The sequence below is a fragment of the Pseudomonas benzopyrenica genome, from assembly GCF_036884265.1.
Lineage (GTDB): Bacteria > Pseudomonadota > Gammaproteobacteria > Pseudomonadales > Pseudomonadaceae > Chryseomonas > Chryseomonas benzopyrenica.
The window spans coordinates 1,221,916-1,239,042 of the sequence record NZ_CP145723.1 but is presented as its reverse complement, the minus strand read 5'-3'; the positions used below and the strand labels follow the sequence as shown (position 1 = coordinate 1,239,042).

General features: G+C 66.9%; 13 protein-coding genes. 8 read left to right on the top strand and 5 right to left on the bottom strand.

Annotation, left to right across the window (positions count from 1 at the left end; genetic code table 11):
• Positions 1-12: 12 nt before the first annotated feature.
• On the bottom strand, positions 13-690 hold the full coding sequence (locus tag V6W80_RS05690) for a haloacid dehalogenase type II (protein WP_064307307.1): 678 nt from the start codon (positions 688-690) through the stop codon (positions 13-15).
• Positions 691-925: 235 nt separating this feature from the next.
• Between V6W80_RS05690 and V6W80_RS05685 the strand changes: the two genes are divergently transcribed.
• The 4 genes from V6W80_RS05685 to V6W80_RS05670 all read left to right on the top strand — a co-directional run bounded on the left by V6W80_RS05685 (position 926) and on the right by V6W80_RS05670 (position 6,589).
• The gene (locus V6W80_RS05685) at positions 926-2,683 is read left to right on the top strand and encodes a putative bifunctional diguanylate cyclase/phosphodiesterase (protein ID WP_338546148.1); all 1,758 of its coding nucleotides are present in this window, start codon (positions 926-928) and stop codon (positions 2,681-2,683) included.
• An 83-nt stretch (positions 2,684-2,766) separates the two neighbouring features.
• Positions 2,767-4,020: a sensor domain-containing phosphodiesterase gene (locus V6W80_RS05680; RefSeq protein ID WP_064307309.1), complete on the top strand. Its 1,254-nt coding sequence runs from the start codon at positions 2,767-2,769 to the stop codon at positions 4,018-4,020.
• A 121-nt stretch (positions 4,021-4,141) separates the two neighbouring features.
• On the top strand, positions 4,142-5,389 hold the full coding sequence (locus V6W80_RS05675; protein WP_338546146.1) for a GGDEF domain-containing response regulator: 1,248 nt from the start codon (positions 4,142-4,144) through the stop codon (positions 5,387-5,389).
• A 120-nt stretch (positions 5,390-5,509) separates the two neighbouring features.
• Complete coding sequence (locus V6W80_RS05670) at positions 5,510-6,589, top strand: SMP-30/gluconolactonase/LRE family protein (RefSeq protein WP_160923688.1); 1,080 nt, start codon at positions 5,510-5,512, stop codon at positions 6,587-6,589.
• Positions 6,590-6,592: 3 nt separating this feature from the next.
• On the opposite strand, the gene V6W80_RS05665 is transcribed toward V6W80_RS05670, so the two are convergent.
• Positions 6,593-6,946 carry a hypothetical protein gene (locus tag V6W80_RS05665; protein WP_017642447.1) on the bottom strand — a complete coding sequence of 118 codons (354 nt, stop codon included), beginning with the start codon at positions 6,944-6,946 and terminating at the stop codon, positions 6,593-6,595.
• Positions 6,947-7,086: 140 nt separating this feature from the next.
• The gene (locus tag V6W80_RS05660) at positions 7,087-8,223 is read right to left on the bottom strand and encodes a DUF1615 domain-containing protein (protein ID WP_338546145.1); all 1,137 of its coding nucleotides are present in this window, start codon (positions 8,221-8,223) and stop codon (positions 7,087-7,089) included.
• Between the two features lie 188 nt (positions 8,224-8,411).
• Between V6W80_RS05660 and V6W80_RS05655 the strand changes: the two genes are divergently transcribed.
• On the top strand, positions 8,412-9,623 hold the full coding sequence (locus V6W80_RS05655) for a YeeE/YedE family protein (protein ID WP_338546143.1): 1,212 nt from the start codon (positions 8,412-8,414) through the stop codon (positions 9,621-9,623).
• Here the strand turns inward: V6W80_RS05655 and V6W80_RS05650 are convergent.
• Both V6W80_RS05650 and V6W80_RS05645 read right to left on the bottom strand, forming a co-directional pair.
• Positions 9,620-10,891 carry a hypothetical protein gene (locus V6W80_RS05650; protein WP_338546141.1) on the bottom strand — a complete coding sequence of 424 codons (1,272 nt, stop codon included), beginning with the start codon at positions 10,889-10,891 and terminating at the stop codon, positions 9,620-9,622. The genes V6W80_RS05655 and V6W80_RS05650 overlap by 4 nt on opposite strands.
• Before the next feature lie 37 nt (positions 10,892-10,928).
• Positions 10,929-12,506, bottom strand: a complete 1,578-nt coding sequence (locus tag V6W80_RS05645; RefSeq protein WP_338546139.1) for a hypothetical protein — start codon at positions 12,504-12,506, stop codon at positions 10,929-10,931.
• Positions 12,507-13,066: 560 nt separating this feature from the next.
• Between V6W80_RS05645 and V6W80_RS05640 the strand changes: the two genes are divergently transcribed.
• The 3 genes from V6W80_RS05640 (at position 13,067) to V6W80_RS05630 (ending at position 17,119) form a co-directional block, all read left to right on the top strand.
• Complete coding sequence (locus tag V6W80_RS05640) at positions 13,067-15,211, top strand: polysaccharide biosynthesis tyrosine autokinase (protein WP_338546138.1); 2,145 nt, start codon at positions 13,067-13,069, stop codon at positions 15,209-15,211.
• Between the two features lie 112 nt (positions 15,212-15,323).
• Positions 15,324-16,550, top strand: a complete 1,227-nt coding sequence (locus V6W80_RS05635; RefSeq protein ID WP_017642453.1) for a SpoIIE family protein phosphatase — start codon at positions 15,324-15,326, stop codon at positions 16,548-16,550.
• A gap of 5 nt (positions 16,551-16,555) precedes the next feature.
• Positions 16,556-17,119 (top strand): SiaB family protein kinase, encoded by a 564-nt coding sequence (locus V6W80_RS05630; protein ID WP_026084006.1) that lies wholly within the window; start codon positions 16,556-16,558, stop codon positions 17,117-17,119.
• Positions 17,120-17,127 lie beyond the last annotated feature (8 nt).

Here is a 17,127-nt window from a genome sequence, read left to right as displayed (position 1 = left end):
CATGCCAGGCCGCTAGCTGCGGCCCTCGTGCGCCAGAATGCGCGCCACTGCCTCTTGCAGCGTGCCGGCGGTCACCAGGGGCGGCGCCAGAGGATTGGCCACCTGCTCGGGACGCCGCTGCAGCAGGGCACCCCTGAACCCGGCAGCCTGGGCGCCGGCGATGTCCCAGGCATGGACGGCGATCAGCCACAGGCCCTCGGTGGGTTGACCCAGGCTGGCGGCGGCCTGGCGATAGGTGGCCGTGACCGGCTTGCTGGCGCCGGCGTCCTCGGCCGAGAGGATGTCGGCGAAAGCATCGCTCAGGCCGGCGTATTCCAGCTGCGCCTGGGTGGCGGCGCGGGCGTTGTTGGAGAAGGCGATGCAGCGCACGCCCTGCGCCCGAGCAAAATCGAGGCCCGCGCGGACATCGGCATGGGCGGGCAGCCGTTTGAGCGCATCGGCGACACGTTGCTTGTCCGCTGCGGCCAGCGTACGGCCGAGCCGCGCCGCGATCATGTCCAGCGCCGCCTGGCCCTGGGCCTCGAAGGGCGCGTGCCGGCCGCAGAGCTCGGCGGTCATGGCGTTCTGCAGGGTCTGGGCGAACCACAGCGTGCGGCTCTGGGGGTCGCCGAACAGCTCGGTGAACAGGCCGTCAAGCGCGGACAGGTCCAGCACGGTCTCGTTGATGTCGAACAGGCAGGTCAGGGTCATGGTCGCTACTCGGCGGAGGTTGTGCGTTCGACCAGGACTCGCGATCGACGTGCAGCCGCGCTAAGGTTTGCAGGACGTGCAGACGCGAGAAACAGCTAAAGTCTTATGATTTGCAGCCGATACCCTCAGTCAGCCCGCCTCTTGTCAGCCGCTCGTCCGGCTCGACTGGCGCTCCGGTCTTCCAAGCTGTGCCTGGGTCTCCTGCCAGGCCTGTCGATTCTCTTGAGCTAGTCCGATGGCCGATCCCTTGAAGTACGAAGATGACCGCCTCAACGCCCTGCACGCCTTGGAGCTGCTGGATTCGGCGCCGGCGGAGGAATTCGATCGCCTTTGCGAACTGGTCGCCAGCAGCTTCAATGTGCCGACCGCGCTGATCAGCCTGGTGGATCGCGATCGCCAGTGGTTCAAGGCCCGCGTCGGCTTCGACCTGGCGCAGATGCCCATCGAGGACGCCTTCTGCGCTCACACCATCCAGGCCGCGGATGGCCGGATGGAGATCAACGATGCCCGCTGCGATACCCGCTTCAGCCATAACCCCCTGGTGGTCCGCGCGCCCCATGTGCGCTTCTATGCCGGCTCGGCCCTGGTCACCGAGGCCGGCTATGCCATCGGCAGCCTCTGCATCCTCGATAGCCAGCCGCGCGAACTGACGGCGACGGAACGCAAGCGCCTGGACGATTTCGCCGCCCAGGTGATGAGACTCATCGTCCTGCGTCAGCACCTACGCCGGCGCGATCCGGTCAGCGGCCTGCCCAATCGGCAGCAGTTCCAAGCCGATGTGGCCCATTTGACCGAACTCCATCCCGGCGAGGCGCGCCTGCTGGTGCTGGTGGATCCGCTGGAAACCCACTGGAAGGAGCAGCTGGTCCTGGCCCAGGGTATGTGGCCCTTCGAGACCTTTCTGCGCAGCCTGGCCCTGCGCCTGTGCGACGCCCTGAGCGAGCGGGCCAAGGTCTATCACGTGGACACCAAGAGATTCGCCTTTCTGTTGCCCGCGAACTACGACTACCCGCCGCTGCTGGAAGCACTGATCGCCCAGTTGCGGACCCCGGTCCAGGCCGACCGGATTCCCATCGATCCGCCGGTAAAGGCCGGCGTGGTGCCCTTCGAGCTCAAACCGGGCGAGGTGCGCGACCTGCTGCGCAAGGCCATGGTAGCCGTCAACCAGGCCGCCCTGAGTCCCCGCCACTGGGGACTCTACGAGCGCCCCCTGGACGAAGCCTTCCAGCGGATCTTCCAACTGGTCCGGCAGCTTCCCGAGGCCCTCGAACGCGGCGACTTCAGCCTGGCCTTCCAGCCGCGCCTGGCACTGCCCGGGCGCCGGCTATGCAGCGCCGAAGCCCTGTTGCGCTGGACGCATCCGCAACTCGGGCCCATCGCGCCCGGCGATTTCATTCCGGCCATCGAAAAGACCGCACTGATCCACAGCGTCACCCGCTGGGTGATCCGAACCGCCGTCACCCAGCTGGCGCGCTGGGACAGCCGCTACCAGGGACGGCTGTCGCTCAACCTGTCACCGCGGGATTTCGACGAAGGCGATCTGGTCGAGTTGTTGCGCGAGACCTGCCAGCGCCAGGGCGTCGATCCACGACGGCTGGAGGTGGAGATCACCGAAGGCGAATGGCTGAGACGTAATCCGGAGGCCATCGCCCAGCTGCATGCCCTGCGCGAGCTGGGCCTGGAAATCGCCATCGACGACTTCGGCAGTGGCTACAGCAACTTCGCCTACCTCTACGAATTGCCGGTCACCAGCGTCAAGCTCGATCGCTCGCTGATCCACGACCTGCCCCAGGATCCACGCAAGCAGGAGGTGGTCCGGGCGCTGCTGGCACTGATCGGCAAGCTGGGCTATCGCAGCGTCGCCGAAGGGATAGAGACCCCCGAGGTGCTGGCCTTCCTGCAGGAAGCCGGCTGCGATGAGGTCCAGGGCTATCTGCTGGCCCGCCCCATGGCCCTGCCCGCCTTCGAGGCCTGGTACGCCGAACAGGCTTAAGCCATACAGATGAGGTCATTTGACTGACAAATTCATTCCAGGCTCTACACTGGTTCAGGTCGTAGTTTCCCGGGAGTGAGGACATGAGGGAATCAGGTACCGAGTTGTTGGATGTCGTTGGCCTGGATACCGGCACCCTGAGCAGCCAGGGCTGCATCGACAAGGTGCTGCACGCGCTGCGCACCCATCTGGATATGGACGTGGCCTTTCTGGCCGAATTTCGTCAGCAGGATCGGGTCTTTCGCAACGTCGATGCCGCGCCTGATGCACCGATCAAGGCGGGCGACGCCCTGCCGCTCAGCCAGGGCTATTGCCAGCAGGTGGTGACCGGCCATCTGCCTGAACTCATCCCCGACACCCGCGCCGTCGGCGCCACCCGCTTGATTCCGGAAACCCGCGCCGTGCCCATCGGCGCGCACCTGAGCGTGCCCGTCCGGCTCAACGATGGCGAGCTCTATGGCACCTTCTGCTGCTTCAAGTACCAGCCTGATCCAACCTTGAGTCCCCGTGACCTGGAACTGGTGCGGACCTTCGCCGAACTGGTGGCCGATCGCCTCAGCCTGGACGTCTCCAGTCGCCGCGGCCAGGTCGAGATGCGTCAGCGCATCCAGGGCGCGGTAGCTGCGCACCAACCCAGCATCGTCTACCAGCCGATCTATCATCTCGCCGATCTGCGCATCGCTGGCTGGGAGTCGCTGTCGCGTTTCCACTGCCCGCCGCAGCGCAGCCCGGACCTGTGGTTTTCCGAAGCCAGCGCCATCGGTCTGGGCGACGAGCTCGAAGAATGCGCCATGCGCTTTGCCCTGCAGGGGCTGCAGAGTCTGCCCGACGACAGCTACCTGACCATGAATTGTTCACCGCAGACCATCCTGGCCGGCCGCCTGCCCGTGCTGCTGGCGGGCAATCCGCCGGGCCGGCTGGTACTGGAGATCACCGAGCACGCCGAAGTCGACGACTACGACGCCCTCCACGCCCAGCTGCGACCGCTGCGGGCCCAGGGCGTGCGCCTGGCCATCGACGACGCCGGCGCCGGCTATTCGAGCCTGAGGCACATCCTTAGGCTGCGTCCGGACATGATCAAGCTGGACATGAGCCTGGTCCGTGACATCGACAGCGACGCCGAGCGCCGGGCGCTGGCCTCGGCGATCATCGCCTTTGCCCGCGAGACACGTAAGGAAGTGATCGCCGAGGGCGTGGAGACCCTTGCCGAACTGCAGACGCTCAAGGCCCTGCAGGTGGACAAGGTGCAGGGCAACCTGTTGAGCCGCCCATTGCCGCGCGACGACGCCCTGCGCCTGCCCCGACATCGTCAGCTGGAAGGCCGGCAGGACATCTGATCCAGAAAGGATCGGCGACCATTCAAGTCGTCGATCCTTTGGCCGATACGCAGAGGCGAATGATCGCTTCATCTGACGCCAGACAAGTTCTCGGCTGATCTTTGTCCTGCAGGAGTTACCGGTGCGCTCCATCCTGGTCATCGAAGACAGCCCCATGGTCCTCAAGATTCTGGCGCACCTCTTTCGTCAGCAGCGCGACTTCGAGCCGGTGTTCTGCGCCACCCTGGCCGAAGCCGAGCTGATGCTGGACACCTCGGCCAATCTGTTCTTTGCCGCCCTGGTGGATCTCAACCTGCCCGATGCGCCCAATGGCGAAAGCGTCGACCTGGTGCTGCGCTATCGCCTGCCCTGCATCGTCCTCAGCGGCTCCTACGACGAACGCCGGCGCGATGACCTGCTGACCAAGGGCGTGGTCGACTACGTGCTCAAGGAAAGTCAGTACTCCTACGAATTCGCCTTCCGCCTGCTGCGCCGGCTGGACAGCAATACCGCGGTGAAGATTCTGATCGCCGAGGACTCCGACGCCACCCGCAACTACATCCGCCACGTGCTGACGCCCCACCGCTACCAGTTGCTGGATGCCTGCGACGGCAACGAAGCCCTGCGCCTGCTGGAGCAGCAGCCGGATATCGACCTGCTGGTGGTGGACCACAGCATGCCCGGCCTGAGCGGTTTCGAACTGGTGCAGCTGCTGCGGCAGAAGCTGCGCCGCCACGACCTCAGCATCATCGGCCTGTCGGCCGACGAAAAGGGCTCGCTCAGCGCCAAGTTCATCAAGCAGGGCGCCGACGACTTCCTGCGCAAGCCCTTCTGCCCCGAGGAGCTCAACTGCCGGGTGGTCTCGACCCTGGAGCGGCGGGATCTCATGCGCGCCCTCACCCATGCCGCCCAGTACGACTCCCTCACCGGGCTGCGCAATCGGCGTGCCTTCCAGGATCAGGCCCAGGAGTGGTTTCGCCAGGCCGAGCGCGAGGGTCACACCCTGAGCGTGGCCATGCTCGACCTGGATCACTTCAAGCGCATCAACGACGAACACGGCCATGCCAGTGGCGACAGCGCCCTGGTGGTCTTCGCCCAGGCGCTGGCCCGCACCCTGCCCCAGGACCTGACCGGGCGCCTGGGCGGCGAGGAATTCGCCCTGGTCAGCCGCATGCCGCCAGAGCAGTTGCTGCAGGCGCTGGACCTGTTGCGACGTTACTGCCAGTCCCAGGCCTATGCCCCGGGCGCGCCGCCGCTGTCGTTCAGCGCGGGGGTCTTCAGCGGCCTCGCCAACGACCTCGAAGGGTTCCTGCACGAAGCCGATCGCCGCCTCTATCAGGCCAAGCGTCAGGGACGTGGCCGTACCTGCCTGGTGCTGGACGCCGACTAGGCCAGCATTCGGGTTGGCGCGACCCACCACAAGACATATGATGTCATACGATTAGCCTGTCTCAGTGGGCTGATGCGTATCGTCTTGTCTCGTCCAACAAAAACAATCAAGGACCTACCCATGCACGACTCCTACCCGGGTCTCGCCCGGCCATTGTCGCGTCGCCGGCTGCTCCAGGGCGGCCTGGTCTGCGGCGCCGCCCTCACGCTGCCCGGTCTCGCCCGCGCCGCCGAACCCCTGAGCCAACGCTATCCCGATCCGCTCATCGAGATCCTCGACGATCGCTTTCTGGAATTGCGCCTGTTCAATGCCAGCGTCGAACGCCTGGCCACCGGTCTGCGCTGGGCCGAAGGACCGGTGTGGATCGGCGACGGCAACTACCTGCTGATGAGCGACATCCCCAACAACCGCATCATCCGCTGGGATGAAGTCAGCGGCCGGCTGGACACCTATCGCGCCCAGTCGAATTTCTCCAACGGCCTGACCCGCGACCGTCAGGGCCGACTGATCGCCTGCGAAGGCTCCACCACCCACGGTCTCGGTCGGCGGGTCACCCGCACCGAGCACGATGGCCGCCTCACGGTGCTGGCCGATAACTTCGAAGGCAAGCCGTTCAATTCGCCCAATGACGTGGTGGTCAAGCGCGACGGCTCCATCTGGTTCAGCGATCCGCCGTTCCAGGCCAACAGCGACTACGAGGGCCACAGGGTCAAGACCGAGCAGCCCGATGCGGTCTATCGCATCGACGGCGAAAGCCTGGCGGTGACGCGGGTCATTGGCGATCTCAACGGTCCCAATGGCCTGGCCTTCTCACCGGACGAGAAACTGCTCTATGTGGTCGAGGGCCGCGCCAAGCCCAATCGCCTGGTGTGGGCCTATACCGTCAAGGACGACGGTAGCCTGGGCGAACGCCGCAAGCATATCGAGGCGCTGGAGTATGGCGCCCTGGATGGCATCAAGTGCGACGTGGCGGGCAATCTCTGGTGCGGCTGGGGCAGCAGTGGCGCCCCGGCGGCCAAGCCCGAGGTGCTCGATGGCGTGCGGGTGTTCGATCCCAGCGGCAAGGCGCTGGGGCATATCCACCTGCCGGAGCGCTGCCCCAACCTGTGCTTTGGAGGACCTGAGGGTAACCGGCTGTTCATGGCCGGCTCCCACTCGCTGTATAGCCTCTACGTCAATATCCGCGGTGCCGGGCTCTAGCCGCTAGCGGGACTCGGGCGGCGACTGCTCGACCAGGGTGGTCAGGGAGTCGAGCACACTGTCCAGGGCATAGGCCGCTTCGAAGCGCGCCAGATTCTGGGTGAGGTCGGCCAGGCTGGTGGTGATCCCCAGCCAGTTGCCCAGGCCGATCTGGCGCGCCGCTTCCGGCAGCGAGCAGCCGCCGTCGCGGCGTTCCAGCCAGGCCAGCACCAGCTCGGGCGGGGTATCGGCCTCGAGGCCCAGGGTGCGCAGCAGGCGCAGGGCCTTGGCCTGTTCGCGGGGTGGCAGCCGATGGCGGGCCGAGGGGGTGGGCTGGTCGACGACGAGCGTCAACCGGGAGCCGGGGATATCGGTCATCTGGACCTCTAGGGACTACACCAGAACCGTACGGCACGAGGCCGCTTCATCTCCTCATGGTAGGGCAATAGTCTGGCCAATTGCCATAGGTCGCCCCGGCCCTCATCGTCCGGAAAGCGCCGTTCGGCCCCCTGCCCCGCTCAGCGGGCGGCGCGGCCCCGGCAGCGCTGCCAGCGCTCTTCCACTCGCTGGGCGAACCAGGCGGTGGTCAGGGTGCGGGTGATCTTGGGGCTTTCCAGGGTGATGCCCGGCAGCATGGCGCGCGGCAGGCTGCGTCCGGCCTTGCGCTCGGCCAGCGCATAGACCTTGGCATAGAGATCAGTCTTGGCGAAGTCTTCGGACTCCCCCGCCTCCAGGTCATGGCGGATGGCGATGTCGCTCATGCCCAGGGCCGGCGCCAGGCGATTCACCGCCCGCTCGGTCTCGCCTTGGGTGCGCGAGCCGGGCACCACCAGATCGCCGTCCAGCGCCAGCTTCATCCCGGTAGCCCGACTCACCGCACTCTGGAAGGCCGCGTTGCGACTGGCGTACCAGCCAGCGTTGAAATCGGCGAAGCGATACAGCGGCGTGGAATAGTCCGCTGGATAGCCCAGCAGATGCGCGGTGCCGAAATAGAGACCGCCCCGGCGGCTGAACACCTCGTGGCGGATGGACCCGTCGCGGTCATAGGGATAGCCGCGGGCATGGGCCTCGGCGAAGTCGATGCTGACCTGCATGGGGCCGCCGGTGCGTACCGGATTGAAGCGCCCGAACAGCTGGCCGCCCAGGGGCACCATGGCGATGAAGTCTTCGAAGATCAGACTCAGCTCGCGCTCGGTAAGGGCACTGTCCAGGCGCTGAGCGTAGGTCTTGCCGGTCGGTGAGTCGAGGTTGAGCGCGGTGCGCACCAGCAGCTGGGGCACATAGGCCCGCGCCGCGCGTCTGTCGATCTCCTCCCGGGCGATGCGTCCCAGCCCCGGCACCGGCGGATCGACCTGGTAGGTGGACTCCTGCTCCGCCACGGCCAGCACGGCGCAGAGGTTATCCGTCGAGGGCTCGAGGCCCTGGGCGCTGAAGGCGGTCTGGATGTCACTGGCCCAGCCCTGACGGTCCACCACCTTGGCGGGCAGCAGGCGCAGGAGCTCGGCACGCACCTCGGCTGGCGAGCGGGTGGGTCCCTGGGAGGTGGGCGTCAGGCTGCAACCGGCCAGGACCAGCGCAGCGGCGAGGGCGGTCCAGCCGCGTAGTCGCGACAGCCTGGGCAAAACGGGAACGGACAGGGCGACAGCAGCGGACACGGCGACTCCAGAGGATTCCTTTGGCCGCTTTGACCACATCCCAGGGCAAACGGCTGCCCTAAACCATCAATAACTTCTAGCTATATCGATGTAACCTTTTCATTCAACCAAAGCAGGGTAGTCGCTGGGATTCCCCAACAAGTCCTACTAAAATTGTCGGACTTTAGTTCGAATATACCGGAACCCTAATGCAGCAGACTTCCACGCTCTCCTCTCCTCAGCTGCCCTGGGCGGCGCTCTGGGCCACCGGCCTGCTCGCCGTGGGCATGGTCTTTCTTAACCAGGCCGTGGGCGGTCGTCAGGCCCTGCTGCTGCTGCTCGGCGGCGCCCTGGGCCTGACCCTCTATCACGCCGCCTTTGGCTTCACCTCGGCCTGGCGAGTGTTCATCCTCGACCGTCGCGGCGCCGGTCTGCGGGCGCAGATGGTGATGCTGGCCCTGGCGGTGCTGCTGTTCTTTCCCGTCCTCGGTGCCGGCAGCCTGTTCGGTGAGGCGGTCCGTGGCAACGTCTCGCCGCTGTCCACCTCGGTGGTGATCGGCGCCTTCCTGTTCGGCATCGGCATGCAACTGGGCGGTGGCTGCGCCTCCGGCACCCTGTTCACCGCCGGCGGCGGCAATGCGCGGATGCTGGTGACCCTGCTATTCTTCGTCATCGGTTCGCTGATCGCCACCCAGCACCTGGGCTGGTGGTTCGCCCTGCCCAGCCTGCCACCCACTTCCCTGGTGACCCGCCTGGGCGTGCTGCCCGGCATCCTGGTCAGCCTGGCGCTGTTCGCCCTGATCGCCGCGGCCACGGTGGTGCTGGAGCGCCGTCGCCATGGCCGCCTGGAAGTCACGGTACCCGGTGAACACCAGGGCGCGGCGCGCCTACTACGCGGCAACTGGCCGCTGGTCTGGGGCGCCATCGCCCTGGCCGTGCTCAACTTCGTCACCCTGGCCCTGGCCGGTCGCCCCTGGGGCGTCACCTCGGCCTTCGCCCTCTGGGGTGCCAAGGGTGCCGGCCTGCTCGGGCTGGACGTCTCCGGCTGGGCCTTCTGGCAGCAACCGGCCAATGCCCGAGCCCTAGCCGAGCCCTTCTGGTTCGACGTCACCAGCGTGATGAACCTTGGCATCATGCTGGGCGCCCTGGCCGCGGCGGGCCTCGCCGGGCGCTTCGCCCCGAGCCTGCGCATCCCCGCGCGGTCGCTGGTGGCGGCAGTGTTGGGTGGCCTGCTGCTGGGCTATGGCGCGCGCCTGGCCTATGGCTGCAACATCGGCGCCTATTTCAGCGGCATCGCCTCGGGCAGCCTGCATGGCTGGCTGTGGCTGGTGGCGGCCTTCTTCGGCAACAGCCTGGGCGTGCGCCTGCGCCCCTTCTTCTTTCCCGGCGAGCGTCGGGTGGAGCGCCTGACCGGCTGCTAGACCGGCAAGACCTGGCGACCGGGCGGCAGCGCCCCCGGTCGCTCCGGCAGAATCACCACCCCATACTGGGGCGCACCGTGGTAGGTCTTCAGCGCCTGCATGACGAAGAGCAGGGCCGCGGTGCCCTGGTATTCGAACAGGCCCTGCAGCGGCCAGATGGTCATGAAGGCGAGAAACACCGCCAGAGTGAATTCCAGGTCACGGCTCAGTTTGCGCGCCACCAGGTAGTGGATCGCCAGGCCGATGGGAATGACCAGGATGGACAGGAAGCCGAAGCGGAACACGGTGCCGAAGATGCCGACGTCGGAGAGGAAGAAGTAATCGCCGAAGATCGGCTTGAAGCCATCGTTCCACATCAGGCTGAGGCTGCCGCTGGGCAGGCCGTTGTACAGCTGCAGGTGGTTGATGATCTGGGAAATGGTGTTTTCCCGGACGTTGTCGGTGGGGCCTTCCTGCACCGAGCGCGCATAGAAATCCAGGTTGAAGCCGAGGGTTTCCAGCAGGTGCGGATAGAGGATCAGCGGCGCGATGATGATGGCGCCGAACAGTGCCGGTCCCACCAGGCGCGCGCGCAGGGCGAGGATGGTGAACACCAGGCAGACCACGATCAGCTGGCGGGTCTGCAGCACCACCACGATGGTCGCCAGAAAGAACAGCGCCAGCAGGCCGTGACGCAGCTTGGGCCGCAACTGGCCGTCGATGAAGGAACGCCCGCGACCGGCGAAGTAGATGCAGATGAAGTAGCCGAAGAAGATGGCGCCCGCGCCCGTGGACGCCCGTCCGGGGCGGCTGAGATCCTTCACCTCCTCGCGTAGATCGGGCAGCATCTTGAAGTAGGACAGCCAGCACAGCAGCGCCGAGAGCAGCCCCACCAGGATGATCAGATTCTCGAACTGGGTGGCGTTCAGCCGCTTGGCCAGGTAGAGCACCAGAAAGGCGCTGAAGCAGTAGAGCACGCGCCGCTCCTCGATGAGGCCATAGACCAGCGGCTGCCCCCAGAACAGCTGGGCGAACACCGCCGGGAGGCCGACGAACACCGCCGTGGAAAACAGGCAGAAGCCCATCAGCAGGCGATAGTCGCGCTGGGGCCGGTGCCAGGTGCTCAGGGTGAAGAGCGCGAAGAAGCCCAGGCAGATCGCCAGGTACATTTCGCCCACGTAGCGGATGCCCACCGGATTGGTCGGGCTCTGTTCGAAGACGCCGAACTGCAGGACCATCAGGCCACCCAGGGCCAGAAAACTCAGTCGATTGATCAGCGTACCCGGCATGCCCGGTTTCCTCGCAGCGTGTTCATGGATAAGGCATTCATTGCAGGCGCCAGTCACCCTCGACCTTGGCGTAGGTCAATTGGCGGCCGTCCGCCAGACTCAGGCGGGCGCGGGTGTATTCGGGCAGGTCGACGCGAAAATCCCGGCCTTCCAGATAGAGTCCGCCACAGGCCCCCGGCTCGCCGTGGTAGTCCAACGGCTGGCGCTGCAATTCGTGGATGCTGCGGTGGAACAGCAGGTTGGCGTAGCCGCGCACCGACATGTCGGTGGAGATGAGGGTGCAATCCAATGCGACCTGCCCCTGCACCAGACCGACCAGCGCCTGGTTCTGCCGGTCGATGGCGCTCCAACCGGCATAGCCGGCGAGATCCTGGCGATAGGTCTGGCCATTCTGCAGAGCGGCCGCCACCAGCAGCACCGCAAGCAGGGCGCGCCCCGGAGTCTTGAGGGCAACAAAGGCCAGCCCCAGCAGCAGCGCGGCGGGAAAGATGAACTTGAGGCGGTCGAAGGAAAACTGGGTGGCGTGCTGCAGCAGCAGCAGATTTTCCAGCAGCGGCACGCTGGCGGCCGCCAGCAGCAGGACGGTGCTGCGTGGCCAGCTCAGGCTCCGGCGCTTCCAGACCAGCACCCCCAGGGCAATGGCCACGGCCGCCAGGAACAGGCCGAAGGACAGGCCATAGCCGGCAAGAAAGTCAGTCAGGTGGGCATTGTTCGGACTGCGGGCGAGAAAACGTCGGGCAAAGGCCTTGAGCGTCGGCAACAGGCCCGCCGCCAGGCTGTAGTGCAGCAGCACCAGCAGCCCGGCCAGCGCCGTGGCGAAGGCCAGGCGCCAGGCCAGGCGCTGGCCTTCCGGCAGCTGCCGGCGCTGCAGCCAGAACAGCGCGACCAGCCCGCCGCCGAAGACATAGCCGGTCCATTCGGTCAGGGCGCCAAAGCACACCAGCCCGGCCAGCAGCCAGCCCAGCCGGCTGCGCTGGCGCGCCGGCGCCTGCAGGTAGTGGAAGAGCGTCAGCAGGCTGGCCAGCAGCAGCACCTGGTAGAAACTCTGCACCCAGTAGAGCAGGCCCTGGGACAACAGCGCCTCGCGGCTGAATATCGCGATCAGGCAGCTCAACACCGAGCCGGTGGCGGCCAGGGCGCGGGTGGCGCCGTGGCTGCGCAGCACCAGATAGAGCAGGCGAAATAACAGCAGCGCCGTCAGGGCGCCGAGGGCGGCGTTGAACAGCGCGAGACTGTGCAGCGAAGGCGAGAGGCCCGCGGCCTTGAGGCCGAGATAGGCCGCCAGGAAGCCGTAGCTGCTGAAGCTGGTGTAGACGTAGTCGCCGCTATGGGTAGGGATGGTCGCGCCCCAGGACACCTGCCGGTCGTGACTGCCGCCGAGGGTCACCGTGGGCAACCACCAGTGCCGGGCCACGCCGGATTCGTCCAGGGCATTGAGGCTGAGCAGGACGTGGTAGCTGGCTTCGAGATTCTGCGCCCCGGTGCCGTCACGGAAATCCGGCAGGCGCCACAGCAGGGCCATCAGCAACAGCAGGCCGACCGCCAGACCGCCCAGCCAGAACGGCCACCGTCCCACCCCGACTCCGGGATGGGTAACGTCAGATACCACGCTCATTGTCCTGTCTCCTGACAGCCATGCAGTCGAGAACGCCGTCCAGGGCAGTGAAGAACCAGGCGCCCTCTTCCGCAGGCCTGGTACAACCGGTGCAAGACCGCCCACGCAGACCAAGGAGGCCGCGCGGGCGGGTAACCGGGCTTCAACCGCTGACTACATTCAAGAAGCCGTCAGGAACACGGCGTCGCAAGGGGCGACGCCGCTCAACACGAAGACTGGCTCGACGACCCCGCGTGGGGACGACGAACAGGACCTGCCAGGGTGCGTCGTCGGCAGGCATGACAGGTCGCAAAGAAGACTGCCTTAGCACCTTGACGCTGCCAAGCCGGCATCCGTCGCGTTCTGCACGGGGTGTCACATTTTTGGCTTTTGCTTTCGCTTAGAGTCGACGCAGCACTCCAGCCGACAAGGCGCGGATCCCCGATCCAGCGCCTGGCGTTTCCAGCTGTGCCCAGCCTGGTGTGAAGATCCTGACCCCGGTTCGCCGATCGCTGTCTTTCTGGACAGGCATCGGCCGCGACGGCTGTCCTCTTCCGTACCTGCCCAAGGCCCGCTCCTGCATGGACCAGTCGCATCAGTCTCCACCCGCCGCCGCCCAGGCCGCGGACATCGGTTTCGCCCGCTATTGCGCCGCCCTTTGGCGCCATCGCCGCAGCCTGCTGGCTTGCGTGGCCCTCTGCACCCTGCTCGGTGTGGCCTATACCCAACTCGCCGCGCCGCGTTATCAGGCGGTGGCGACCGTGCAGATCGAATACCAGCGCGGCATCGTGCGCCTGGACGAGTCCGACAATGGCCGCCCCCTGCCGCCGCCGGAAGCCATCACCGAGATGCAGCTGCTCACCTCGCGGCGGGTGGTCGGCGAGGTGGTGGACGCCGAGGGCCTGGACCTGAGCGTCACCCCGCGGCGCCTGCCGCTGCTGGGCGACTGGCTGGCTCGCCGCCACGAAAGGACCAGCGACGCGGTGGCCCCGCCGCGCTTCGGCCTCGCCCGGTTCGGCTGGGGCGGTGAGCAGTTGGCCATCGCCAGCCTGAACGTACCCGCTGCACTCTATGGCCAGCCGCTAATCCTCACCGCCGAAGCCCCGGATCGCTTCCTGCTGAGCGATGCCCAGGGCAAACGCCTGCTGGAGGGCCGCCTGGGCCAGCCGGCCAGCGCCGGCGAGCTACAGCTGGACATCGCCCAGCTGCACGCCTATCCGGGCACCGAATTCATCCTGGTCAAGCAGCGCCGTGGGGTCGCCATCCAGGCGCTGCAGGAGCGCCTCATGGTCAGCGAACGCGGCAAGCGCTCGGGGATCCTGTCGATCAAGCTGCAGGGTACTGATGCGCAGCAGGCGCAACGTATCCTGCGCGGCATCACCGAGGCCTATGTGCGCCAGGACGTGACCCGTAATGCCGACGAGTCGACCCAGCAACTGGCCTTTCTGAGCCAGGAGCTGCCACGGGTGAACCAGCGCCTGAGTGCCGGTCGCCAGGCCCTGGACGGCTACCAGCGGCAACGGGGCTCCATCGCCATCGGCGCGGAGGGGCGCAGCCTGCTGCGTCAGGCGGTGGAGCTCGACGGTCAGCTGTCGGCCCTGGAGATGGAGCGCCTCGGATTGGCGCTGCGCTTCACCACTACCCATCCGCTGTACCAGACCCTGCTGGCGCGCCGCCAGGTGTTGAATCGCGAGCGCCAGGTCCTGCAGCGGCGCCTGGGCCAGCTGCCGCAGACCCAGCAGGAGGTGCTGCGCCTGCAGCGCGAAGTGGAGGCGGCGGACAAGGTCTATGCACTGATCAGCAAGCGCATCCAAGAGTTGTCGGTGGTGCGGGCGGGTACGGTGAGCGACGTGCGCATCATCGACAGCGCCTACACCCAGATTGCGCCGGTCTACCCGAAGAAGCCCCTGCTGATCCTTAGCGCCCTGCTGTTCGGCTGCCTGGCCGGCGCCGCCTGGGTATACCTGCGCGCCAGCCTGGAGCGCGGTATCGAGGACGCCGAGGGCCTGGAGAATCTGGGCCTGCCGGTGCTGGCGCAACTGCCCCTGGCGCCAGGCCGCCAGCTCGGCGGACCGTTGCAGACGCCGCTCGACAGCGGCTACCAGGAAGCCCTGCGGATCCTGCGCACCAGCCTGGCCTTCGCTCGCACCGAGGCGCGCAACGACCTGCTGCTGATCACCAGTGCCAGTCCCGCCGCCGGCAAATCGTCGGTGGCCGTACAACTGGCCCGGGTGCTGGCCGAAGGTGGAACGCGAGTGCTGCTGGTGGATGCCGACCTGCGCCGTGGGCGCCTGCACCGCCGTCTGCAGCTGGCTCGCCGCCCGGGCCTCGCCGAGGTGCTGGCCGGCCTGGCGACCCCCGAGCAGGCGATTCAGCCCACGGCGATACCTGGCCTGGATTGCCTGGTGGGCGGCATCCGCCCGCCGAACCCGGCCGAGTTGCTGATGAGCGCACGCTGCACCGAGCTGCTGCGCGGCCTGCAGCAGGACTACGAGCTGATCATCCTCGACACCCCGCCGGTGCTGGCGGTGACCGACGCTGTGCTACTGGCCGCTCAGGCCGGCACCTGCCTGCTGGTGTCACGCCACGGCTGCAACACTGCCAAGGAGATCGAGGCGACCCAGCGCCAGTTCGCCCATAGCGGTCTGGCGTTGCAGGGCGCGGTGCTCAATGCCGTCCCGCCACCGCCGTTCACGCGCGCAGCTCTGGGCGTGCTGACCGGCTGACCCACCCCCTGGCCAGGCCCAGCGCGATGCTGGCGCCTGGCCACCTCCTGTCATCAAAGCTCAACACGGAGCCCCTAGGCTGCATCGACCTCCCGAGAACGGATTCGTATCGATGTCGTCCGCTCCCCTGCCCTCCGCGCGCTCCGCCACCCGCCCCGGCCAACGCTGCGCCCTCGACCTCTGCACCCAATGGCCCGCGGTCGAGGCCGAGCACACCAACGCCATGGTCATGGACCTGTTCAACGAACGCCGCGAGATCACCAGTCTCGCGGTGGTCGAGCACGACCGGCCGATCGGGCTCATCAATCGCGACATCTTCCTCTCGCAGATGAGCAAGCCGTATCACCGCGAAGTCTATGATCGCAAGAGCTGCATCGCCTTCATGGACAAGGAGCCGCTGGTGGTGGACGCCGGCCTGTCCATCGAGGAGCTGACCCGCCGGACCGTCGAGGTGGGCGAAAAGGTGCTGGCCGACGGCTTCATCGTCACCCGCGAGGGCCGTTTCGTCGGCCTCGGCCTGGGCGTGCAGCTGATGCGCATCGTCTCGGACCTGCAGGCCGAGAAGAATCGCCAGATCATGCACAGCATCGAGTACGCCAGCGTCATCCAGCGGGCCATGCTGCGCAGCTCGCGCGAGGCCCTGGCGGTGATGGAGCAGGACGCCACCCTGGTCTGGGAACCGCGCGACGTGGTCGGCGGCGACTTCTATCACTTCGCCCAGCATGAGGACGGCTGGTTCGGCGCCATCGCCGACTGCACCGGCCACGGCGTGCCGGGCGCCTTCATGACCCTGATCGCCTCGGCGTCCCTGACCCAGGCCCTGCAACAGCTGGGGCCGCGCGATCCCTCGGCGCTGCTGGCGGCGATCAACGGCAGCGTCAAGGCGATGCTGGGGCAGTCCGGCGGCATCTCCGAGTCCAACGATGGCCTGGATCTGGCCTGCTTCTGGGTGGATAGCCGCAGCCATAGCCTGACCTACGCCGGCGCCCGCATGCCGCTCTACCTGCTGGCGCCCGACGCCGCCGAGGTACTGACCCTGGCGCCGCTGCGCCTGGGCATCGGCTACGCCGACAGCCCACTGGAGCAGTGCTGGCCCGCCACCACCCTGCCATTGCAGCCGGGCAGCCTGCTGTTCGCCACCACCGATGGCCTGATCGACCAGATCGGCGGCCCGCGGCGCACCTCCTTTGGCAAGCGCCGCGCCCTGGCCCGGTTGACCGAATCGCGCACGGCGCCCACCGCCGTCTTCTGCGAGCAACTCAGCGCGGACCTCGCCCGCTGGCAAGGCGACGAACTCCGCCGCGACGACCTCACCTTCCTTTGCATTCGCGTGGCCTGACCGACATGACCGCCTCCTTTACCGCGAACGGCGCCTTTCTCGAAATCGCCCAACAGCAGCACGTGATCTTCTATCACCACGGCTATTTCTCCCATGGCATCGTCGCCGCCATGGCCGAGGTGGTGAAGCTGCAACTGGAATTCGAAGGGATCAGCGGCGCCACCCGGCGCAAGCTGTTTTCCTCTTTCATCGAACTGTCACAGAACGTCCTGCACTATTCCGCCGATGCCCTGCCCCCGGACGCCCTGGCGGACGCCAAGCTGGGTCAGGGTTCGGTCTGTATCACCCGCCAGGACGGCAACTACCAGATGCTCTGTGCCAATCCCATCGCCAGCGACAAAGTCGACGCCCTGCGCGCACGGCTCGAGCCGCTGTGCAGCATGTCGCTGGAACAGATCAAGCAGGCCTATCGCGAATCCCTGCGCGCCGAGACCCCGGTCGACAGCAAGGGTGCCGGCCTCGGCTTCCTGACCATGGCGCGCGATGCCAGCGCGCCCCTGGAGTTCGCCTTCCATCCCTCCACGCAGACGCCGGGCACCACCCTGTTCTGCCTGAAAGCCATCATCTGATCAGGGGC